Annotated in this window: 16 protein-coding genes and 2 pseudogenes; 9 read left to right on the top strand and 9 right to left on the bottom strand. The window is 71.6% G+C overall.

Annotation, left to right across the window (positions count from 1 at the left end; all coding sequences use genetic code 11):
• Nucleotides 1–56: 56 nt before the first annotated feature.
• Entirely contained in the window at nt 57–1,439 is a 1,383-nt protein-coding gene (locus RFN52_RS39095; protein ID WP_184853633.1) for an L-serine ammonia-lyase, read from the bottom strand.
• A 201-nt stretch (nt 1,440–1,640) separates the two neighbouring features.
• Between RFN52_RS39095 and RFN52_RS39100 the strand changes: the two are divergent.
• Nucleotides 1,641–2,007: pseudogene (locus tag RFN52_RS39100) on the top strand (sulfite exporter TauE/SafE family protein); the annotation flags it as partial.
• A gap of 43 nt (nt 2,008–2,050) precedes the next feature.
• Here RFN52_RS39100 and RFN52_RS39105 read toward each other — a convergent pair.
• The 3 genes from RFN52_RS39105 to RFN52_RS39115 form a co-directional block, all read right to left on the bottom strand.
• On the bottom strand, nt 2,051–2,746 hold the full coding sequence (locus tag RFN52_RS39105; RefSeq protein ID WP_184853634.1) for a hypothetical protein: 696 nt from the start codon (nt 2,744–2,746) through the stop codon (nt 2,051–2,053).
• A 248-nt stretch (nt 2,747–2,994) separates the two neighbouring features.
• Nucleotides 2,995–4,125 (bottom strand): sensor histidine kinase, encoded by a 1,131-nt coding sequence (locus RFN52_RS39110; protein ID WP_184853635.1) that lies wholly within the window; start codon nt 4,123–4,125, stop codon nt 2,995–2,997.
• Nucleotides 4,122–4,787 (bottom strand): response regulator, encoded by a 666-nt coding sequence (locus tag RFN52_RS39115; protein ID WP_184854209.1) that lies wholly within the window; start codon nt 4,785–4,787, stop codon nt 4,122–4,124. The genes RFN52_RS39110 and RFN52_RS39115 overlap by 4 nt, the downstream gene beginning before the upstream one ends.
• 395 nt (nt 4,788–5,182) lie before the next feature.
• Here RFN52_RS39115 and RFN52_RS40275 point away from each other — a divergent pair, with 395 nt between their 5' ends.
• Nucleotides 5,183–5,392 carry a hypothetical protein gene (locus RFN52_RS40275; RefSeq protein WP_445082014.1) on the top strand — a complete coding sequence of 70 codons (210 nt, stop codon included), beginning with the start codon at nt 5,183–5,185 and terminating at the stop codon, nt 5,390–5,392.
• A gap of 253 nt (nt 5,393–5,645) precedes the next feature.
• Here the strand turns inward: RFN52_RS40275 and RFN52_RS39125 are convergent, their stop codons facing one another.
• The gene (locus tag RFN52_RS39125) at nt 5,646–6,563 is read right to left on the bottom strand and encodes a CocE/NonD family hydrolase (RefSeq protein ID WP_311241173.1); all 918 of its coding nucleotides are present in this window, start codon (nt 6,561–6,563) and stop codon (nt 5,646–5,648) included.
• Nucleotides 6,564–6,624: 61 nt separating this feature from the next.
• Here RFN52_RS39125 and RFN52_RS39130 point away from each other — a divergent pair.
• Nucleotides 6,625–8,097, top strand: a pseudogene (locus RFN52_RS39130) (CocE/NonD family hydrolase); the annotation flags it as partial.
• 277 nt (nt 8,098–8,374) lie between these two features.
• Here the strand turns inward: RFN52_RS39130 and RFN52_RS39135 are convergent.
• Together RFN52_RS39135 and RFN52_RS39140 are read right to left on the bottom strand one after the other, a co-directional pair.
• Nucleotides 8,375–10,180, bottom strand: coding sequence for a caspase family protein (locus RFN52_RS39135; protein ID WP_184853636.1), 1,806 nt, complete (start codon nt 10,178–10,180; stop codon nt 8,375–8,377).
• The gene (locus RFN52_RS39140) at nt 10,177–10,569 is read right to left on the bottom strand and encodes a hypothetical protein (protein ID WP_184853637.1); all 393 of its coding nucleotides are present in this window, start codon (nt 10,567–10,569) and stop codon (nt 10,177–10,179) included. The genes RFN52_RS39135 and RFN52_RS39140 overlap by 4 nt, the downstream gene beginning before the upstream one ends.
• Nucleotides 10,570–11,010: 441 nt before the next feature.
• Between RFN52_RS39140 and RFN52_RS39145 the strand changes: the two genes are divergently transcribed.
• The 4 genes from RFN52_RS39145 to RFN52_RS39160 all read left to right on the top strand — a co-directional run bounded on the left by RFN52_RS39145 (nt 11,011) and on the right by RFN52_RS39160 (nt 16,388).
• Nucleotides 11,011–12,426: a family 2B encapsulin nanocompartment shell protein gene (locus RFN52_RS39145; protein WP_184853638.1), complete on the top strand. Its 1,416-nt coding sequence runs from the start codon at nt 11,011–11,013 to the stop codon at nt 12,424–12,426.
• 76 nt (nt 12,427–12,502) lie between these two features.
• On the top strand, nt 12,503–13,825 hold the full coding sequence (gene tcp, locus RFN52_RS39150; protein WP_184853639.1) for a 2-methylisoborneol synthase: 1,323 nt from the start codon (nt 12,503–12,505) through the stop codon (nt 13,823–13,825).
• Nucleotides 13,826–13,840: 15 nt separating this feature from the next.
• Nucleotides 13,841–14,716 (top strand): geranyl diphosphate 2-C-methyltransferase, encoded by an 876-nt coding sequence (locus tag RFN52_RS39155; protein WP_184853640.1) that lies wholly within the window; start codon nt 13,841–13,843, stop codon nt 14,714–14,716.
• A 130-nt stretch (nt 14,717–14,846) separates the two neighbouring features.
• Nucleotides 14,847–16,388 carry a fused MFS/spermidine synthase gene (locus RFN52_RS39160; protein ID WP_184853641.1) on the top strand — a complete coding sequence of 514 codons (1,542 nt, stop codon included), beginning with the start codon at nt 14,847–14,849 and terminating at the stop codon, nt 16,386–16,388.
• A 37-nt stretch (nt 16,389–16,425) separates the two neighbouring features.
• On the opposite strand, the gene RFN52_RS39165 is transcribed toward RFN52_RS39160, so the two are convergent.
• Together RFN52_RS39165 and RFN52_RS39170 are read right to left on the bottom strand one after the other, a co-directional pair.
• Nucleotides 16,426–18,009, bottom strand: coding sequence for a glycerol-3-phosphate dehydrogenase/oxidase (locus tag RFN52_RS39165; protein WP_184853642.1), 1,584 nt, complete (start codon nt 18,007–18,009; stop codon nt 16,426–16,428).
• Nucleotides 18,006–18,623, bottom strand: coding sequence for a TetR/AcrR family transcriptional regulator (locus tag RFN52_RS39170; protein WP_184853643.1), 618 nt, complete (start codon nt 18,621–18,623; stop codon nt 18,006–18,008). Before RFN52_RS39170 ends, RFN52_RS39165 begins: the two co-directional genes overlap by 4 nt.
• Nucleotides 18,624–18,689: 66 nt before the next feature.
• On the opposite strand from RFN52_RS39170, the gene RFN52_RS39175 reads away from it, so the two are divergent.
• Entirely contained in the window at nt 18,690–20,288 is a 1,599-nt protein-coding gene (locus tag RFN52_RS39175; RefSeq protein WP_184853644.1) for an FAD-binding oxidoreductase, read from the top strand.
• Nucleotides 20,289–20,372: 84 nt separating this feature from the next.
• On the top strand, nt 20,373–21,254 hold the full coding sequence (locus tag RFN52_RS39180; protein WP_184853645.1) for a diacylglycerol/lipid kinase family protein: 882 nt from the start codon (nt 20,373–20,375) through the stop codon (nt 21,252–21,254).
• Nucleotides 21,255–21,352 lie beyond the last annotated feature (98 nt).

The raw sequence follows: 21,352 nt of genomic DNA on the forward strand, positions 1-21,352 counted from the left end.
GGCCTGCCGGTCACTCCCGCTCGCGCACCGCCGACGCGGGCCCGGCCGCTGCTTCGTCAGCACTCGATGACGTTGACCGCAAGCCCGCCACGGGCCGTCTCCTTGTACTTGACCTTCATGTCGGCGCCGGTCTCCTTCATGGTCTTGATGACCTTGTCCAGGGAGACGTGGTGGCGGCCGTCGCCCCGCAGGGCCATCCGCGCCGCGGTGACGGCCTTGACCGCCGCCATGCCGTTCCGCTCGATACACGGGATCTGGACCAGGCCGCCGACCGGATCGCACGTCAGACCCAGGTTGTGCTCCATGCCGATCTCGGCGGCGTTCTCCACCTGCTCCGGTGAACCGCCGAGGACCTCCGCGAGGCCGCCCGCGGCCATCGAGCAGGCGGCACCGACCTCGCCCTGACAGCCGACCTCGGCGCCGGAGATGGAGGCGTTCTCCTTGAACAGCAGGCCGATGGCACCGGCCGCCAGCAGGAACCTCACGACTGCGTCGTCGTCGGCTCCATGGACGAAGTTGACGTAGTAGTGCAGGACGGCCGGGATGATGCCGGCGGCCCCGTTGGTCGGGGCGGTGACCACGCGGCCGCCGGCGGCGTTCTCCTCGTTGACCGCCATGGCGTAGAGGGTCACCCACTCCAGTGCCCGTCCGGCCGGATCGCCGTCGGCCCGCAGCGCCTTGGCCACGGCGGTGGCCCGGCGGCGGACCTTCAGCCCGCCCGGCAGAATCCCCTCACAGGACAGTCCGCTCGCGACGCACTCCCGCATCACCCGCCAGATCTCCAGCAGGCCGGTACGGATCTCCTTCTCGCCGCGCCAGGCCAGTTCGTTCTCCAGCATCAGCGCCGAGATCGACAGGCCCGTCTCCCGGGTCAGCCGCAGCAGCTCGTCACCGCTGGTGAACGGGTACTTGAGCACGGTGTCGTCCAGCTTGACCCGGTCCGCGCCGATCGCGTCCTCGTCGACGACGAACCCGCCGCCGACCGAGTAGTACGCCTTCTCCAGCAGCGATGTGCCTTCGGCGTCGTACGCGAACAACGTCATGCCGTTGGCGTGGTACGGCAGCGAACGGCGGCGGTGCAGCACCAACTGGCCGGCCGCGTCGAAGCCGATCTCGTGGGCATCCCCGAGCTCGCGGCCCAGCAGTCGCAGCCGCCCCGTCGAGGTGATCCGCTCGACGTCCCGCGCGGCCTCGGCCACGTCCACCGTGTGCGGCTCGTTGCCCTCCAGGCCGAGCAGCACCGCCTTGGGGCTGCCGTGGCCGTGTCCGGTGGCGCCGAGGGAACCGAAGAGCTCGGCCCGCACCGCTGCCGTGCGGGCGAGGAGCCCTTCCTCCTTCAGTCGTCCCGCGAACATGCCGGCCGCGCGCATGGGGCCGACGGTGTGTGAGCTGGACGGCCCTATGCCGATGGAGAAGAGGTCGAAGACGGAGATGGCCACGAGCGGGCTCCCGTTTCCTATTGAGCAACTGGACTCTCTATGTGCAACAGCCTTTCCCGTGGCTTCAGGGGTTGTCAAGACGGCGGCAGGCCTCGATCGGGGCGCTGGGCGCGCTGCCCGGCGGCGGGCTCGACCAGGACGGAGCGCTTGTCGGTTGCGGAACGCACGCGGCGTACGAAGCCGGCCCATGCCCCGCGTGGTCCCGGACCAGGCGTCTTCCGGCTCCTGATCGCCGCCCTGCTCCTGCCGCTCGGCGTGTGGCTGTGTGTCCGCACCCTCGGTCCGGGCCATGGCCGTTCCGCGACGTTCGCCACCTCTGGTCGGCGCCGGTGCGTATGCGCTGCTCTCCCTGACCGGCGTGAGTGACGTCGCACCCGACGGGTGGCTCGGGCTCGCCTGCGACTGGGCGGGTCGGCGGACTGGGCGGGCCGGCGGACTGGGCGGTCTGGTCGGCGACTGCATCGGCGCCCGCCTGCAGCCCTGCCTGCCGGAGACGTGCCTGCGCCTCCTCCTCGGCGGCCTGGCTACAGGCCTGGGATTCCTCTACGCCGTGCAGGCCCTGGCGTGAGGCGCCGAGTCCGCCGCGGCGCGTTCGAGGGCCGGACGCACTGTCAGTTGTCTGCGCCCTGGGGCTGAGCTTCGGTCTCGGACGCAGCCGCCGGCTCCGAGGCAGGGGCGGTGTAGAAGACGGACCTGCCCTGCTTGGAGCGCTCGGCCTGGCTCTTGGCCACGAGTCCTTCGAGCGTGACGCGCACGACCTTGGCCGCGATGCCGCGGTGGGGGTGGGCCTCACCGAGCGCGGTGGAGATCTCCGCCGCGGAGCGCGGTTCCTTCTGCTCGGCGAGATGGCGGCGGATGAGCTCGACCAGGGTGGGCTCGGGCGCCTTGGCGCTGTCCGTCGACTTGGCCGCGGGCTTCTTGGCCGCGGGCTTCGCAACGGCCGGCTTCTCGGCTGCGGGCTTACCGGCTGCCGGCTTCCTGGCTGCCTTCTTCGCCGGCGTGGCGGTCGACTGACGCGCCTTCTGCTTCTCGCCGGCCGCCGGACCTGCCTTCTTACGACGGGGGGAGGGCAGCACGGCACTCTCGGACTCGGCTGCGGACCCGTTCGGAGGCGCTGTGATGCCGAGGGCCTGCTGCATGCTCTTCAGCACGTCGTGGTCGTGCTGGAGAGCGGCGAGCTGCTCCTGCAGGGTGGTGATTTCCGTTCCGATACGTTCCTGCTCCTTGAGGTTCGCTTCGAGATCGCCGGTCACCTGGGCGATGTACTGCGATGCCAGTTCGGTGGCGGGAGTCTTTGTCTCGGGCATGGCACTGACCTTTCCTCGGCGTCGGAGGCAAGCTGCGGGTGATGCCTGTCCCAGGGCGGGCTTCGGCGGCCCGGTGGGGGAGTTGCGCGTCCCGCGAGCTGCCCTGGTGAGAGATGGTACGGACATGAGAGGCCAGTTGTTCCCGCCGAGTGGTGTCCTCTTTCCCGGTACCGGACTCGCGACCGCAACCGTCGGCGTCAACGGGCGGGGTACAGACCCGAGTTGGTTCGCGCCCGGTCTCCCGGCCTTCAGGTGTCCCCGTTCGCCGGGACCCTGAGGGTCACCCGATATCCACCATCGGTGGTCGGGCCTGACTCGAAAACGGCGCTCAGGAGTTCGGCTCGCTCCGCCAGGCCGATCAGGCCCTGACGGGAGCCGGGGAGGGGAAGGGAGGAACGGGTGGGGCGTGTGTTGGTGACGGTGACGCCGAAGAAGCCGGGCTCGTGCCAGAGGTGTACGGTCGCACGGGCCCCGGGAGCGTGCTTGCGGACGTTGGTGAGGGCTTCCTGGACCGTACGGTAGACGGCGCGCTGCGCGGGCGTGCCGATGTCCGAGGGCAGGTCGCCGGTGAGTTCGGTGTCGATACCGCTCGTGGTGACGAGCTTGTGCAGGTCGGCGAGGGTGGGCTGGGGGGTCAGCTCAGTGGTGTTGCCGCCCGAAGCGCGCAACAGGCTGACCATGTGCCGCAGTTCGTCCAGGGTGTCGACGCTGAGGGACCGGATGGTGCGGGCGCCGTCCCTGGAGTCCTGGTCCTTGGCGGCGACCTGCAGGGCGCCGGCCTGGACGGCGATCAGACTGACCTGGTGGGAGACCACGTCGTGCATCTCGCGGGCGAGCTGGGCGCGTTCCCGGGCGAGGACCGCCTGCGAGTGAAGCAGGCGTTCGTGCTCACGGGCCTCTTCGATTTCGACGATCCTGTGCCCCAAGTCCCTGCGAGCCTGGACGAGTTGGCCCAACAGGACGGGCGCGGCGGCCGTGGCGAGGGTGTAGAAGAAGTAGACGGCGGTCCAGGTGCGCTCGTGCGCGGACAGGTCGTCCAGCGGCCAGGGCGTGGCGGAGGCGAGAGCGAACAACAGCGCGCAGACGGTGAGGAGACGGCGGTCCCGGGAGCGTTCGGCCAGCGTGAACAGGGCCGCGAACGGGGCGAACACGATGTCCAGCATCAGGCTGGCCGGGAGAGTGAGCAGGAACACCGCGAGCGGGAAACGCCGACGGGCCGCGAGCACGGTGCAGGCGAGCGCGGCCATCACCTGCGCGAGACCGGACGAGCCCGCCAGGTTGAACAGCACGTCCGCCACCGCGACGGCGACGACCGCGGCGTCGACGACCGGGCCGGGAACCCGCGCCCACCAGGTTTCGGACGGCCCCGTCGCGGTCATCGCCCCGGCTCCGGACGCCGCCGTGTGTCGTCGTCGAGCAGCCCGGCCCGCTGGGCGAGCAGCGCGGCCCGGACCCGGCTGCCCACCCGCAGTTTGGTGAGGATCGCGCTGACGTGGTCCTTCACCGTGCCCGCGCTGAGGTGGATCCGGCCGCCGATCTCGGCGTTGGACAACCCCTGAGCGATCAGCACGAGCACCTCGCGCTCGCGTTCGCTGAGTCGTCCGACCCGGCCGGCCTCCTCGTCGTCGGCCGCCGTGGCGCCGGGGTGGTTCTGCCACACGGCCCGGGACGCCTTCGGTGACATCACCACACCGCCCGCCGCCAACGTCCGCACCAACTGGGCGAGGTGGTTTGGCTCGGTGTCCTTCAGCAGGAAGCCCGCCGCACCGGAGCGCAGCGCGGTCAGGACGTACTCGTCGGCGTCGAACGTCGTCAGCATCGCCACCACCGGCGGCTTCGGCAGCGCGTGCAACCGCCTCAGGACGGTCAGCCCGTCGACGTCCGGCATCCGGATGTCGAGCAGTACGACGTCCGGCTGCTCCCGCCGGACGGTCTCGACCGCCTCGGCGCCCGTCGTGGTCGCGACGACCTCGATGTCGCCGGCCGAGCTCAGGATGAGCCGGAAACCGGACCGGACCAGGGCCTCGTCGTCGACCACCATCACCCGGATCACGCGCGTTCCGCCTTGCCGTAGAAGTCCATGCAGCCGATGCCGTCCCTGCGGCCCGCGCCCTGAATGCTGCCACGGCAGCACCTGCCGCCGCCGCTGCCGGTCGTCGCCCTGGCGACCGTAGAACGGGAGGAGTCAGGCGGGGCGGCCGTGCGCGATACTCCCGCCACCCGGGGGGCGGGATCCAGCCGGACGGGGGGAGCGCCGCGGACGGCGGGGGCGGACCGGACACCTGCCGGATAGTCCGGGCCCGGCCCGCTCCCGAGCCTGGAGGCATGACCCAGAACGCAGACGCCACGGCACTCGCGGCACCGGCCACGGACCTGACACCGTGACCGGTCGGTGCACCGGAGACGACGCGCCCCTCGACCGGCCGTCTCATCGGCGTGGACCTCGCCCGCGGCCTCGCCGTCTTCGGCATGTACGCCGCCCACGTGGGCCCCGACCCCGCCCAGGGCGGCGTGGCCGGCCACCTCATGGAACTGGCGCACGGCCGTGCCTCCGCGCTCTTCGCCTTCCTGGCCGGCTTCTCGAGCCGGCGGGTCGGCAGGGGCGGAGACGGCGGGGGCGTGCCGTACGAGGTCACCTCCGGGTGATGTTCGGGTTCGGCGAGCACATGCAGGCTCGCCATCAGTTCCGACAACGCGGAGGGCCCGGCCGCGATATCCGCGGGGCCCCCCTCTTTGTCCTCCCTCTCCCGTCTCGTCCTCGCCCGCCCTCCAGGAGGCCGCCATGAGCACACCCGTCCATCGCACCCAGGAGGTGCGGGGCCCCGAGCCCGGCGAGGAGGGACGTGGTTCCCGGCTGCTGGACTTGGTGGAGCGCGGTCACCGGCGCACTGGTTCTCCCTCAGATCCTGTACATCGTCCAGCAGGCCCTCGCCGACCGCGAGCCCGGCGGCCTCTGGAACCGCAGGGTCAACTGCCCGCCCGGGGTGGCGGCAGGCACGGGGTACTGCACCGCCACGCACGACGGGTGCTCGTGCTTGACCGTGAGATGGGGCCACACCCGGGCGGACGGAACGAGAACGAGAGGCCGCGGGGCCACCTTCACCTCATCGATCTGCAAAAGCATCACCATCAGCACCACACCCAGCGGACCGAACTGGCCACCAGGAGCCCGGCGGGGGTGGCGCCGCTCGGGTAGCCCCAGGTGTCGGAGCCGGCCCTGGTGGGACGGCCGGGTGGTGATGACCGGGGCAGCGCAGCTGGTCGACAAGGACGCGGTGGTCCGCGCGACGGACAACATGTACTTCACCACCGTCTCGGCGGCTGAGGACGGCGACGCCCCCGCACAGGATCCAGAACAGCCAGAACGGGTGCGGCAGCGCTCCGCCGACGCGGCGTTCTTCGCGGAGGACTGGCGGAGCCTGCGGCCGGTCCTGGAGGACCACGCCCGGGAGGTACGCCGCAGGCTGGCGGCCAGGTCCCCCGCCGATGTGCTCAGCGAGTTGCTGCCGACGGCGGCCCGGGTGGGGCGGGCGATGGTGTCCGCGCCGTCCGGGCCCTCACCGAGGTACATCACGAACGTTCCCTCGGAGTCGCCGCGCCCTCGGCAGTCCTGCCGCACGACGTGGTACCCGGCGTCGGTGAAGTGGCGGGCGATGTCCTCCGGGCGTGGGAGCGGAGCGTCGGCGCGGTCCTGGTCCGAGCCCCGCTGGGCGCGCCGGCCGTACGGGGTGCGTTCGAGGAGCACTGGGCGTGCCGTCGTCTCCGGCGCGGGCGCAGCCGAGTACAGGTCGGCGGCGAGAGCGACCCCGTCCCGCATGGGGACGCGCAGGGTGCGGCGCCACAGGGCGCCGTCCTGGAGGGGCTAGGTCTCCTACTCCGCGCACTGCCAGTCGGCCGCCGCGGCCGAAGGGCCGGAGGGCCTGGCGGCCATGTTCCAGGACTCGGGCGGCTTCTCCTCCGCCTACGACGCGGGGCTGCGGATGGGCGGCGCCTTCGAACTGAAACAGGTGACCTGGGCACTGCGCCATGCGCTGCACAGCCCGGAGGCGGCGGCGGACCCGGTGCTGTCGGAGGCGCTGCTGCGGGTGGACGTGACGGGCTGGTTCGGCGCGATGCCGTGGCGCCCCGGCTGCACGCCCCTCCGTCACCTGCCGGCGTACGAGAACTATCTTCTGGAACAGTGGCGTCAGGACGCCTTCAGCGACTACTACCGCACCCCGGCGATCTACGGCCGCGGTTTCTACCACCGTTTCCCGGACGCGCCGAGTCTGCACCTGGGCAGCTGGTACGACCCCTACGTCCGCTCCACGATCGAGAACTTCACCGCCCTGGCCGACCTGAAGCAGGCCCCTTCCTACCTCGTCATGGGCCCCTGGACACACGGCCGCCGCTGTGAGACCCACGCCGGGGACGTGGACTTCGGCCCGCGCTCGTCACTCGACGGCAATCTGGCACCCTCGTACCTGGACTTCCGCCGCCGCTGGTTCGACAGGGCGCTCGGCCGGGAGGCGGGGCCCGGTGACGATCTGCCGGCTGTGCAGTACTTCCTCATGGGTGGAGGCGACGGCAGGCGGAACTCGGCGGGCAGGATGCGCCACGGCGGCACATGGCGCGCGGACAGGCACTGGCCTCCGACGACGACCGCCCCGGTGGCCCTCTACCTCATCCCCGACGGCGGCCTGTCGACCGCCGCTCCCACCACACCGGCAGCCTCCGTGACCTACGACTTCGACCCACGCCACCCGGTTCCCACCATGGGAGGCCAAGTCACCTCCGGCGAACCGGTGATGTCGGGCGGCGCCTACGACCAGAATGCCCCCGACGCCCGGGTCCACGGTGCCCGTGACCCCTACCTCCCCCTGGACTCCCGCCCGGACGTGATCAGCCTGACCACACCCCCGCTGGAACGGGACGTGGTCCTGGCCGGCCCGGTCTCGGCGAGACTCCACATCTCCACCTCGGCCCCGGACACCGACTTCACCATCAAACTGATCGACGTCCACCCGCCCAACCCGGACTATCCCCATGGCTTCGCCATGAACCTCACCGACGGCATCGTGCGCTGCCGCTTCCACCGCGACGCGGAACACCCGGAGCTGCTCACCCCGGGCGAGGTCTACGAGATCGAGGTGACGGCCCCCGACACGGCCAACCTGTTCGCGGCAGGCCACCGCATCCGTCTGGACATCTCCTCGAGCAACTTCCCCCGCTTCGACGTCAACAGCAACACCGGCGAACCAGAGGCGACGGCCCGCCGCACCGCCACGGCCGCGAACACGGTCCACATGGACGCGAGACATCCCTCCCACCTGAGGGTGTGGCTGGAGGGAGGACTGTCCGCACTGCGGTGACGGCTTCGGCGTCCTGGCTCCGGCGGCCGGGGCCACGTCCCGGGCTGCTGCGGCTCGGCCACCGGCCCAACGGAGCAGTCCAGTTGACGCTCCGCACCTCGCGGCAGGACCTGGGACCGCGCGCTCAGTGCCTACCTCACCGCAGCCGACCTGACGAGGGCCCAGTCCGACATCCGGCGACTGGCCGGCCGCCTCGACCGCGCCGACCTGGACTCCCGGGCCCAGCGCTGCCGGGACCACCTCCGGTGAGGGAGCGCGGCCCGGCCTGCCGAGGCGGTCACCAATGAGGGCTGCCCACCAGATAGGCGATGCCCGCGAGGACGGCCAGGGCCAGGGCAGGGATCGCCAGCCCTTTCGCGACCGAGGTCAGTGTCTGCGTACTGCTCGCCGCCTGCCTCGTGTAGTGCTCCTGCCGTGTTTCCAGGTCGTGCCGGGCGACCGCGCCGGCCACCAGCGCCGCCGCACCGGTGACCAGACACACGATGAGAGGCGTGAGCGCTCCGTACTCACGGACGTTGTCCTCGATGGTCCCGTGCACCCCTTCCTCGCCCCGTTCGACGATGGCCACCACCGCCCTCTGCATGGCCAGTACGAGGGTGCCGATGGCTGCGACGGCCAGGGCGAGAGCGGCACCGGCAAGGGAGGGAGCGCGTCTGTCCGTTCGAGGGGCGCGTGTGGCGCTCACGGGCGGCTGCTCGGGACGGGGCGGGGCGCCCGGGGGCCCGATGACCACCGTCTGCCGCTTGCCGTCCGCTTCATGGGGCGGCGTCGTGGAGTCGTGTGCGGGGCCCGGTTCAGGCTCGGTGCGACCGGGCTCGTGCGCCGGTGCCACCTCCGCGTCGACATGGATCACCGACTCGTCGGCCACACCCTTCAGCACGATGTCACCCGACAGGCGTCCCTCTGCTGCCGTGTCGACGTGGACCTCCAAACCGCTGCCGGTCGGGTCGACCCGGAGCCACGACTCTTTGGGCTGGGCCACGCAGTGCCGGGCAAGCGGCGGGCCGTGCATGGTCACGGACTGCTTGCGAGGGGCGGAACCCTTCGGTACGAGGCCGAAGTCCAAGTGGTCCGGGGACGGTGCCAGCCGGATCTTGCCCAAGGCGTCCGACGCCATGACGGCGATCTGCTGGATGTCGTTGCGCGCGACCTCCTCCAGGTGCTGACGCGCCCCTTCCGCCACGGGCAGCTCCGTGTGCTGCAGCCGCTTCTGCAACTCCAGCACGGCGCCCTGCCGGGTGAGGACGTCGTCGCTCTTCAGCGCATTCTGCAGCTTGGGCGGCGAGTCATCGGCAACGATCTTGATGCGGCCGCGCCGGCTGTGTGCCAGGTGCAGCTCCCCGTGCAGATCCGCCGCCTTCTTCGGCGTCTGATGGGGGTTCTGCTCCTGCACCTGTCTGTAGACGTACTCGTACAGGTCGTCGAGGGAGACCTTGCCGTCCGCGTCGAGATCGGCCTCGCCGGTCTCCAGGCCGTCGACCACAGCGTGGGTGAACACCGAAGGCTGAGGAGCGGAGGAGTCGTCGGCGAGTCGGCTGCCCTCGAAGGCGTACTCCATGGAGTCGGACGCGGTGATGACGGCCCAGCCGCGCCCGCTGACCGGCTCGTCCTTCGCGAAGGACTCGAGGACGTTGACGTCTCCGGACGCGCGCACGGAGGACGAGCCCCGGGAGAAGGCGCCGCCGTAGCAGCAGTCGAGGAACAGCACCGAGCGGCCCGCCCGCGTGACGGACATGCAACTGCGGACGAACTGGGAGGGGACCGCCGTGGCGGCCAGCAGCGGGGGCTCGGTGTCGCTCGCGGCGAAGTACAGCTCGCCGGACTCGCTCTTGAGGCCGTGGCAGGAGAAATGCAGCAGGAGCGTATCGGCGCGGCGGCGGTCGTTGAAGAAGCCCTGGATGCGCCGCCGCATGACATCGGCCGACGCGTTGTGCACGACCTGCACCTCGAAGTCGCCGATCTGCGGGTCGTGCAGCACCTTCTCGAGGGCCGCTGCGTCCTGGGCGGGCGCCCTGAGCTTCTTGAGCCCCTGGTCGGTGTACCGGTCGTTGGCGATGATCAGCGCGTGTCTGGAATCCGTCATGGCTCGGCTCCAGCCGGGGAATGGCGCTGGACGAAGATCTTGAACGCCTCGGCGACCTGGTCGTCGGTCGCCTCGGACACCTCCAGGACGTCGTCGCCCATCCGCAGGTGCAAGGACGGGTGCGTGTCATGGCGACGGCCCACCCACGACCGGATGACGGTCACCACCTGGTTCAGGGCGGTCGCCGAGGTGCCCAGGGTCACCAGCAGGGCACCGATCTGAGTGACGTCCACCGCCCGCGCTCCGGGAGGGACCTCCCCGCCGGGAAGCGTCGTGACATCGTCCACGTCGAGATCGAGCAGTTCCTGACGCAGGTAGCCGGTCAGTTCGGCGACGCGTTCTGCTTCCGCGTCCTCCTCGGTGAGGAGGATGTGCAGTTCGTTCTCCACCGTGTCAGCCCCTTCGTTCGTGCTCTTCGGGGCGGCGCAGAGTTCGAGGTACCGGTGGGCTCTACGTCATCATTTACAGTTTCCGCTGCTCAGAGCCGGGTGGCAAGTCGCCCACGGCGGAATGAATTTCACGGTTCAACCGCAAGGTTCCGTCTTCAACTTGGCATGGCTCACCGTCGGCGAGGTCCCGTCGGCGACGCGGCGCGCCGAGGACGGGGCGATGCCGCGGAGCGGGCCGATAAACCGCATTCAACGGATTGTCACTGCTTCGAGGTAAGCATCTCGTCTCCCTGGTGGTTGCGGCCCCGCTGGCGGCTAGCTTTCTGCAGGCGGACGGATCGCCGTGATCCTTCCCGCCCCGTTGCCCACCCCTCCCTGTCTCCCGGTCGGCGCATCCGTGCGCGCCGGACGCCCCGCCGTGCAAGGAGAGAATCCCTCCCGATGACCGTCGACAGCATCCCGGAAACCCCGACCACACCCGCCGCGGCGCAGCAGTCGCTGAGCACCGCCGCCGCCCGCAACCTCGCCACCACCACCAAGTCCGCCCCGCAGATGCAGGAGATCACCTCTCGCTGGCTGCTGCGGATGCTGCCCTGGGTCGAGGCCGAGGGAGGCGCCTACCGGGTCAACCGGCGGTTGCGCCACACCCTCGGCGACGGACGCATCGAGTTCGTCCAGGAGGGCGCGACGGTCCGGGTCATCCCCGGGGAGCTCGGTGAACTGGCCCTGCTGCGCGGATTCGAGGACACCGACGTCCTCACCGCACTCGCCGACCGGTGCACGCAGCGCGACTTCGCGGCGGGTGACGTCCTCGTCGAACGCGGCAGCCCCGCCGACCGGATCCACCTGATCGCCCACGGCCGGGTCAGCCGGACCTCCGCGGGCAAGTACGGCGGAGAGATCGCCATCGCGGTCCTCGCGGACGGCGACCATTTCGGCGAGAACGCCCTGCTGGACGCCGACGCCCGCCACGACAGCACGGTCACCGCCGAGACCTCCGGCACCCTCCTCACGCTCTCCCGTTCCGACTTCGCCGAAGTGCAGGACTCGGCGCCCGCCCTCCGGGCCCACGTCGAAGCGTTCAGCTCCCGCTCACGACTGCGGCAGAACAAGCACGGCGAGGCCGAGATCGCCCTGTCGGCCGGCCACGTCGGCGAGGCCGAACTGCCAGGCACCTTCGTCGACTACGAGCAGCAGCCGCGCGAGTACGAACTCTCCGTCGCCCAGACCGTACTGAGGATCCACACCCGGGTCGCCGACCTCTACAACGGTCCGATGAACCAGAGCGAGGAGCAACTCCGGCTCACCATCGAGGCCTTGCGGGAGCGCCAGGAACACGAGCTCATCAACAACCGCGAGTTCGGGCTGCTGCACAACGCCGACTTCAAGCAGCGCATCCAGCCCCGGTCCGGCCCGCCCACACCGGACGACATGGACGATCTGCTCTGCCGCAGGCGCGGCACCAAAATGTTCCTCGCCCACCCCAGGACCATCGCCGCCATCGGACGGGGCTTCAACGCCTGCGGTCTCTACCCCGACCACGTCGACCTCGGCGGACAGTCCGTTCCCGCCTGGCGCGGGGTCCCCATCCTGCCCTGCAACAAGATCCCGATCAGCAAGGAGCAGACCAGCTCCATCATCGCGATGCGCACCGGCGAGAAGAACCAGGGCGTCATCGGTCTGCGGCGGACCGGACTGCCGGACGAGTACGAACCGGGGCTCTCGGTGCGGTTCATGGGCATCAACGAACAGGCGGTCAACTCCTACCTCGTCAGCACCTACTACTCCGCCGCGGTGCTCCTCCCCGACGCCCTCGGCGTGATGGAGAACGTGCAGATCGCCTCCAGACCGCGCTGAAGCCCTGATCCGCACAGGCCCACGCCTGACACCCCGCACGACGGAGCGCCCACCCCACCGCAGCAAGGAGCTGCCGATGCCCGACTCCGGGCCCCTCGGATCATCCCCGCCCGAACAGCGGCCGACGGCGCCCACAGCCGTGCCGGACGCCCCCGTGCCGGTGGCCCCTGGCCCTCCGGCCACGCCGACCGCTCGGCACTTTCTCGCCGCACTGCATCCGCCGGTCACGATTCCCGACCCGCCACCGCCCCCGACCGGCCCCCCCGTAGGCGACACGCCTGACGCGGCCGAGGCCGGCTCCGCGCTCCGGCGGATCCTGCGCGGACCCACCGGCCCGGGCACGACCTCGCTCTCCGTCGCCGAGCGGTACCAACCCCCGCTCCCGGATCCGGAGCCCCCGGCCCCCGCCCCGCCCGCCGACGGACGAGCCGTCCCCGGCCTCTACCACCACCCCGTCCCGGAACCCGACCCCGTACGCGTCGAGGAGGTGAGCCTCCGGATCAAGCACTGGGCCGAGGACGAGGTCCAGCTCTACCCCGAGGAGTGGGAGAAGCAGTTCGACGGCTTCTCCGTCGGCCGCTACATGGTCGCCTGCCATCCCGACGCCCCGACGGTCGACCACCTGATGCTCGCCACACGGCTGATGGTCGCGGAGAACGCGGTGGACGACTGCTACTGCGAGGACCACGGCGGGTCACCCGTCGGCCTCGGCGGGCGCCTCCTCCTCGCGCACACGGCGATCGACCACCTCCACACGACCGCGGAGTACGCGCCGGCCTGGCTGGAGTCGCTCGGGTCGGACGCCCCGCGCCGGGCGTACCGCAGCGCGATGGACTACTTCGTCCGCGCGGCCACGCCCTCGCAGTCCGACCGCTACCGGCACGACATGGCCCGGCTGCACCTGGGCTACCTCGCCGAGGCCGCCTGGGCGCAGACCGGTCACGTCCCGGAGGTGTGGGAGTACCTGGCGATGCGCCAGTTCAACAACTTCCGTCCCTGCCCCACGATCACCGACACCGTCGGCGGCTACGAACTGCCCGCGGACCTGCACGCCCGGCCGGACATGCAACGGGTCATCGCCCTCGCCGGCAACGCGACCACCATCGTCAACGACCTCTACTCGTACACCAAGGAACTCAACAGCCCGGGCCGCCACCTGAACCTGCCGGTGGTGATCGCGGAACGCGAGCAACTCTCCGAGCGCGACGCCTATCTGAAGGCCGTCGAGGTCCACAACGAACTCCAGCACGCCTTCGAGGCCGCCGCGGCCGACCTCGCGGCGGACTGCCCCCTGCCCCCCGTGCTGCGCTTCCTCAAGGGCGTGGCCGCCTGGGTCGACGGCAACCACGACTGGCACCGCACCAACACCTACCGCTACAGCCTGCCCGACTTCTGGTAAAGAACGGACCCTTCTGTGACCACTGAAACGACCACCACCGCCTCCGTGAAGATCCCGGCCCCGGCGACGCCGTACCAGGGGGACATCGCCCGCTACTGGAACAACGAGGCACGGCCGGTCAACCTCCGCCTCGGTGACGTGGACGGGCTCTACCACCACCACTACGGCATCGGCGAAGTGGACCATGCCGCGCTCGGCGACCCGGGCCACAGCGAGTACGAGAAGAAGCTCATCGCGGAGCTGCACCGACTGGAGTCGGCCCAGGCAGAGGTCCTCCTGGACCACCTCGGCCCCGTCGGGCCCGACGACACACTCGTCGACGCCGGCTGCGGGCGCGGCGGCTCCATGGTCATGGCCCACCGCCGCTTCGGTTGCAAGGTAGAGGGCGTCACCCTCTCCGCGACCCAGGCCGACTTCGGCAACAGGCGGGCACGGGAACTGCGGATCGAGGACCACGTCCGCTCCCGGGTGTGCAACATGCTCGACACCCCCTTCGAAAAGGGCAGCATCGCCGCTTCGTGGAACAACGAGTCGAGCATGTACGTCGACCTCGACGACCTGTTCGCCGAGCACTCCCGCTTCCTGCGAGTGGGCGGCCGCTACGTGACGATCACCGGCTGCTGGAACCCCCGCTACGGCCAGCCGTCGAAGTGGGTCTCCCAGATCAACGCCCACTTCGAGTGCAACATCCACTCCCGCCGCGAATACCTGCGCGCCATGGCCGACAACCGGCTCGTGCCGCAGACCATCGTCGACCTCACTCCGGACACCCTGCCCTACTGGGAGTTGCGGGCCACGTCCTCGCTGGTCACCGGGATCGAGAAGGCGTTCATCGAGTCCTACCGGGACGGCTCCTTCCAGTACGTCCTGATCGCGGCCGACCGCGTCTGACCCGGCCTCGCGAAGCCGGGGGTCCTCATCACAGGCCCCGGCTCCGCGAGTTGGATGACGGCGCACGCAACACCCGCAACACATATGAGGATGCGAACGGTGCCGTTCCGTCGACGAGCACCGTGCGAGAATGTCGCCCGTGACCGGATCGTCTACGTCGCCCGTCGTTGAGAGCACACCCCGTGACGGTCTGGGCCCGCGTGCCGCCGCGATACTGGTGTTCGGGTCCTCGGCGGCGGTCCTGGTGGTCGAGATCGTAGCTCTGCGGCTGCTGGCTCCCTACCTCGGCCTGACCCTCGAGACCAGCACGATGGTGATCGGTATCGCGCTCACGGCCATCGCCTTCGGCTCCTGGCTGGGCGGCCACATCGCGGACCAGGTCGATCCGCGTCGGCTCATCGGTCCCTCGCTGGGGGTGTCCGGAGCGGTGGTGGCGCTCACCCCTGCCGTGCTGCGCAGCACGGCGGAGTGGGCGCCGGCGGTGCTCCTGGTCATCGCGTCGCTGACCATCCTGGTGCCCGGTGCGCTGCTGTCCGCGGTGACGCCGTTCGTCACGAAGTTGCGTCTCACCAGCCTGGCGGAGACCGGTACGGTGGTCGGCCGGCTTTCGGGCATCGGCACGGTGGGCGCCATCGTCGGCACCGTGCTCACCGGCTTCGTCCTCGTGTCGCGGTTGCCGGTCAGCGGCATCCTGCTCGGGCTCGGAGCGCTGCTGGTGGTCGGCTCGGCGTGGGTCGAGTGGCGAACGCGCGGGTGGACCGGCACTCCGGCCCTGGCACTCGTCGTCGCGGCCGGCGGCCTCGCCGCCACCGTCGCGCCCGGGGGCTGCGACGTGGAGACCAAGTACCACTGCGCACGTGTCGTCGCGGACCCCGGCGGGGGCGACGGCCGCACGCTCGTCCTGGACGGCCTGCGGCACTCCTACGTCGACGTCGACGACCCGACCCATCTGAAGTTCGAGTACGTGCGCGCCGTCGCGTCGGTGGTCGACGCCGGCTTCCCGCAGGGCGAACCACTGGTCGCCCACCACCTGGGCGGTGGCGGACTCACTCTTCCCCGTTACCTTGCGGCCACGCGCCCCGGAACACGAAGCCTCGTCTCCGAGATCGACGGCGGAGTCGTCCGCATCAACCACGACCGGCTCGGTCTGCGGTCGGAAGCCGGCATCGACGTACGTGTGGAGGACGGCAGGCTCGGCCTGCGGCGACTCGACACCGACAGCCGTGATCTCGTCGTCGGCGACGCCTTCGGTGGCGTCAGCGTGCCGTGGCACCTCACCACCGTGGAAGCGATGGCCGATGTCCGGCGGGTGCTCGACGACGGGGGCGTGTACGTGGCCAACCTCATCGATCACGGGGGCATGGACTTCGCCCGCGCCGAAGTGGCCACGCTCGGCGAGACCTTCCCGCACGTCGCGCTCCTCGGCGAACCCGCCGACATCGGCCTGGGCCCGGCCGCCGCGTCCAGGGGCGGCAACCTGGTGGTGCTCGCCTCCGACCGGCCGGTCGACCTCCGGGCGGTCCAGCGAGCGCTCGACGCCCGGCACACCGGCTGGAAGATCGCCACCGGCGAGGACCTCACCTCCTGGACCGGTGCTGCCCGGCTCCTCACCGACGATCACGCACCCGTGGACCAGCTCCTGCAGCCCTACAGCGCGCAGAACGGCCGGTGAGCGGGCCAGACCAGGCCCACCGGCGTCTTCGCCGGCCTCAGCTTCCCGTGCCCAGGGCTTCGCCCACCAGCCCGCGTACGGCCTTCAGCGCCTCGGCCCGGTCCGCCGGGACCAGTCCGATGCGCGTGCGGCGGTCGAGCAGGTCGGCTTCGTCCAGGGCGCCCTCGTGGCGTAGCGCCCACAGCAGTTCGGCGCCGGTCACGGCATGGCCGGGCACGACGGGCTCGCCCAGCCGCGGGTCCCGATCAGCCAGGGCGTGTACCGCCGGTGCCTCGGTGCCGTAGCGCTGGACGAGGCGGCGTGGCGCGCGCAGCGCGGCGAGCGTCCGGGGGGCCGCGGCGCCCACCAGCGGGAGCGTGGCCGTGGGGGAGGAGCCGGCGGACAGGCCGCGTGCGTCGACCACGGCGTTCACGGCGTCCTCGGCCATCCGGCGATAGGTGGTGAGCTTGCCGCCGACCACACTGACCACGCCGTCCGGTGAGGTCAGCACCGCGTGCCGGCGGGAGATGTCGGCCGTGCGGGAGGCGGCGCCGGGCTGTCCCGTGGGGGTGGTGTCCAACAGGGGCCGCAGCCCGGCGAACGCGCCGACGACGTCGCTGCGCCGGACGGGGACGTCGAGTACCGAGCCGAGGACGTCGAGCAGGAAACCGATGTCCGTCTCCGGCACCTCGGGGACGTCCGGGACGGGCCCGTCCAGGGGTTCGTCGGTGAGTCCGACGTAGACCCGGCCGTCGTCCTGGGGCAGGACGAGGACGAAACGGTTGGTCTCGCCGGGGATGGGGATGTGCAGACCGGCGGGCAGCGGGCCGATGTCCTGCGAGCGCAGGACGAGATGGGTGCCGCGGGAGGGCCTGACCCTGATGCCCTCCACGAGGTCACCGGCCCACACACCGGATGCGTTGATCACCGCCCGGGCTCGGATCTCGCCCTCCTCGCCGGTGAGTTCGTCGCGTACGCGGGCCCCGGACCCGGAGAGTTCCAGTGCCCGGACACGGGTCAGTACGCGGGCACCCCGTGCGGCGGCGGTACGGGCGAGGGCGGTCACCAGCCGGGCGTCGTCGGTGAGCCTCCCGTCCCAGGACAGCAGGCCGCCGCGCAGCTCCGCGGGGCGCAGCGCCGGGGCCAGGTGCCGGGTCTCTACCGGGGAGAGCCGGCGCGGGGCGGGCAGTGTGGCGCGGGCCGTGCGGGCCGACAGCCGCAGGGCGTCGCCCGCCCGGAATCCGGCCCAGGCGAGAGCGGCCTGGCCGCGCGAGACGAGTCCGGTCAGGGGCAGCACGAACGGCTGGGCGCGCACCAGGTGGGGTGCCGTCCGCTCCATCAGCACGCCGCGTTCGACCGCGCTCTCGTGCGCGACGTCGAACTGCGCCGAGGCCAGGTAGCGCAGCCCGCCGTGGATGAGCTTGGAGCTCCAGCGTGATGTGCCGAACGCGAGGTCGTGGGCGTCGACCGCGACGACGTCGAGACCGCGGGCGGCGGCGTCGAGGGCCGCTCCGGCGCCGGTCGCGCCGAGGCCGACGATCAGCACGTCCACCACGCGGCCGTCGGTCGCCTCGGTCAGGTCGCGGGTGCGCCGCGCGGCGGACAGGGAGGCCCCGGCGGCGGGGGTGCCGGTCAGGCTCATGGGGTGAGGGTCCTCTCCAGAACGGTGCGCAGTTCGGCGAGGAAGGCCGCGCTCGTGAGCTCGGCGTCGTCCTCGTCGGTCATGGTGCGCAGGGACAGGGCGAAGGACTGGAGGATCAGCAGCACGGTCCTGGCCTGGCGTTCGGCGGGGGCCACCCGCACCGAGCCGTCCGCGTGTCCCTCCCGCAGCGCCCCGGCGAGCAGCCCCAGCAGGGCCTCCTGGCTCGCGCCGCGCCGGTCCAGGACGTAGGGCAGGAGCAGTTCGGGATCGACGTCGACGATCTTCTGGAAGAGCGGGTGGGCGCGGAAGGCCTCCACGCCCGCCACCAGGCCGTCGATCAGCGGCGGGCGCGTGCCCACCTCGGGCCGGCTCTCGGGCATGGCCCCCGTCGCGACGGCGATCCACTCGCGCGTCATGAGATCACCGACCAGGGAACGGACGTCGGGCCAGCGGCGGTAGAGCGTCATCCGTGAGACGCCCGCACGGCGGGCCACGTCGGTCATGGTCGTGCGGCGGACACCGACGGCGAGGACGCAGTCCCGGACGGCGTCCAGCACCACGTCGTTGTCGGAGGACTTCTGCTGAGCCGAGCTGTTGTGACGGTTAGGCGTCATGTGTAACAGTGTAACGCCCGAGGCCGCTCCAGCGGCAACCCCCGACGACCGGTGAGGACGACAGGCATGGACATGCTGTGGAACGGCTGGGGCGACCCGGCCAGGGCGACGCCGCTGCCCGACACCGTCACCGGGCTGCTGCGCGACTGGCTCGGCGTCAAGCCGCAGCCCGCGGCATCAGCCCGGCTGGAGGAGATCACGATCTCCACGCCCGCCCTGGAGGACGCCGCCCGCCACGCGCTGCACGCCGCACTCGGCGATCGCGCGGAGAGCCTCCGCACGGACACGGAGAGCCGCATCCGGCACACCCGCGGCAAGTCCACCCCGGACCTGCTGCGCATCCGCGCCGCCGACACCACCGACGCCCCGGCGGCGGTCGCTCTTCCACAGAGCCACGACGAGGTGCTCGCCGTACTCCGCGTCTGTGCCGAACACCGCCTCGCCCTCGTCCCGTTCGGCGGCGGCACCTCCGTCGTGGGAGGCCTCGCCCCCACCGGCCGGGCACCCTTCATCGCCCTGGACCTGCGGTACATGAACCGCATGCTCGACCTCGACCCCGTCTCCCGGATCGCCACCCTCCAGCCCGGCCTGCGCGCCCCCGAGGCCGAGGCGCTCCTGGCCGAACACGGCTTCACCCTCGGCCACTTCCCCCAGTCCTACGAGTGGGCCACCATCGGCGGCTTCGCCGCGACCCGCTCCAGCGGGCAGGCCTCCGCGGGCTACGGACGCTTCGACGAGATGGTCCTCGGCCTCACCCTCGCCACGCCCGAGGGCACCCTCGACACCGGCCGGGCACCCCGTTCGGCAGCCGGCCCCGATCTGCGGCAGCTGCTGCTCGGCTCGGAGGGCGCCTTCGGCGTCATCACCTCCGTGACCGTCCGCATCCGGCCCGTCCCGCAGACGCGCCGCTACGAAGGCTGGCGCTTCGCCTCCTTCGACGAGGGCACCGCCGCGCTGCGCCGCCTCGCCCAGGACGGCCCCCGCCCCACCGTCCTCAGGCTGTCCGACGAGACCGAGACCCTGATCGGCCTCGCCCAGCCCGAAGCCATCGGCTCCGGCGTCGAGCAGCACGGCGCCGGATGCCTCGCCGTGGTCGGCTTCGAGGGCACCGAGCAGGACACCGCGCGACGGCGGGCGGCCGCGGCGGCCGTACTGACCGACTGCGGCGGCGAGTTCGCGGGCGACGAGCCGGGGGAGCGCTGGGCGCACGGCCGCTACGCGGCACCGTACCTGCGGGACTCGCTCCTCGAAGCGGGCGCGTTCGCGGAGACACTGGAGACCGCCGCCTACTGGTCGCGACTGCCCGGCCTGTACGCGGCCGTCCGCGACGCGCTCACCGCCACGCTCACCGACAACGGCACCCCGCCGCTGGTCATGTGCCACATCTCGCACGTCTACGAGAACGGCGCCTCCCTGTACTTCACGACCGTCTCTGCCCAGGGCGCCGACCCCGTCGAGCACTGGACACGCGCCAAGCACGCCGCGAACGAGGCGATCCTCGCCGCGGGCGGCACGATCACCCACCACCACGCGGTCGGCACCGACCACCGCGACTGGTACGTGCGGGAGGCCGGGGACCTCGGTGTCGCGGCGCTGCGCGCAGTCAAGCGACGGCTGGACCCGGACGGCCTGCTGAACCCCGGCGTCCTGCTGCCGGCCGACTGACCGCAGCCCCGCTCTCGGCCTGAACCCGCACCACCCCTGACCAGACGACAGCCCGGCACCACCCGTCAGCCCGGAGGCACATCGATGCGACAGTTCACCGCCGTCGTCAACCCGACCGCGGGCGGAGCCACCAGCGCTGCGGCACTGCACAAGGTGGCCCGCCTCCTCCGGGAGGCGGGCGCCGAGCTGGAGACCGAGTACAGCCGCAGCCTCGCCCACGCCCGCGAACTCGCCCGGCACGCCGGGGAACGCGGCCGGGTGGTGCTGGCCGTCGGCGGCGACGGGATCACCGGAAGCATCGGCGGCGCCCTCAGCGGCACGGGCGCCCTGTTCGGCATGGTCCCGGCCGGCCGCGGCAACGACTTCGCACGGGCCCTGGGCCTGCCCGGCGACCCCGACGGCGTGGCCCGGGTGCTGCTCCACGGCACACCGCGCGCCGTGGACACCATCGAGGTCACGTCGTCCGTCCACGCCGGCACCGTCGTACTCGGCAGCGTCTACGCGGGCGTCGACGCACTGGCCAACCTCCACGCCAACCGCTCCCGGATGCTGCGTGGTTCGGCCTCCTACTACGCAGGTGCCCTGCGCGCGATCAGCACCTGGCGCCCCGTCCGCTACCGGATCACCGTCGACGGCCGGGACCACGCCTTCAGCGGCTACACGGTGGTGGCCGCGAACTCCAGCTACTACGGCTCCGCGCGCCGTATCGCTCCCGAGGCCCGTCTCGACGACGGACTGCTCGACGTCGTGATGATCCGCGACGCCCCGCGCCGGCTGTTCTTCACCCTGATGAAGGAGCTGGACACCGGTGCCCACATCCACCGGCCCCAGGTGCAGGTGGTGCGTGGCCGGGAGATACGCATCGAGGCCGACCGAGACGTGCCCTACGGCGCGGACGGCGAGATCGAGGCCGTCCTCCCGGTGACGGCCAGAGTGCTGCCCGGGGCGCTGCGAGTCCTGTGCTGAGCCGCCGACCCGGTGGCGATTCAGGACGGCCCCGCGAAGGCGGTTCAAAACGAACTGGCGGGGCTGGTGCCCTGTTGTTTGGATGCCCGACGTGACTT

The organism is Streptomyces collinus, assembly GCF_031348265.1.
GTDB classification, from domain to species: Bacteria; Actinomycetota; Actinomycetes; order Streptomycetales; family Streptomycetaceae; genus Streptomyces; species Streptomyces collinus.

Bases quoted from the DNA above. Each gene is read 5' to 3' on its own strand.
- RFN52_RS39105 (WP_184853634.1), bottom strand. From the start codon at position 2,746: ATGCCCGAGACAAAGACTCCCGCCACCGAACTGGCATCGCAGTACATC.
- RFN52_RS39110 (WP_184853635.1), bottom strand. From the start codon at position 4,125: ATGACCGCGACGGGGCCGTCCGAAACCTGGTGGGCGCGGGTTCCCGGC.
- RFN52_RS39115 (WP_184854209.1), bottom strand. From the start codon at position 4,787: ATGGTGGTCGACGACGAGGCCCTGGTCCGGTCCGGTTTCCGGCTCATC.
- RFN52_RS39125 (WP_311241173.1), bottom strand. From the start codon at position 6,563: ATGCGGGACGGGGTCGCTCTCGCCGCCGACCTGTACTCGGCTGCGCCC.
- RFN52_RS39135 (WP_184853636.1), bottom strand. From the start codon at position 10,180: ATGACGGATTCCAGACACGCGCTGATCATCGCCAACGACCGGTACACC.
- RFN52_RS39145 (WP_184853638.1), top strand. From the start codon at position 11,011: ATGACCGTCGACAGCATCCCGGAAACCCCGACCACACCCGCCGCGGCG.
- tcp (WP_184853639.1), top strand. From the start codon at position 12,503: ATGCCCGACTCCGGGCCCCTCGGATCATCCCCGCCCGAACAGCGGCCG.
- RFN52_RS39160 (WP_184853641.1), top strand. From the start codon at position 14,847: ATGTCGCCCGTGACCGGATCGTCTACGTCGCCCGTCGTTGAGAGCACA.
- RFN52_RS39165 (WP_184853642.1), bottom strand. From the start codon at position 18,009: ATGAGCCTGACCGGCACCCCCGCCGCCGGGGCCTCCCTGTCCGCCGCG.
- RFN52_RS39170 (WP_184853643.1), bottom strand. From the start codon at position 18,623: ATGACGCCTAACCGTCACAACAGCTCGGCTCAGCAGAAGTCCTCCGAC.
- RFN52_RS39175 (WP_184853644.1), top strand. From the start codon at position 18,690: ATGGACATGCTGTGGAACGGCTGGGGCGACCCGGCCAGGGCGACGCCG.
- RFN52_RS39180 (WP_184853645.1), top strand. From the start codon at position 20,373: ATGCGACAGTTCACCGCCGTCGTCAACCCGACCGCGGGCGGAGCCACC.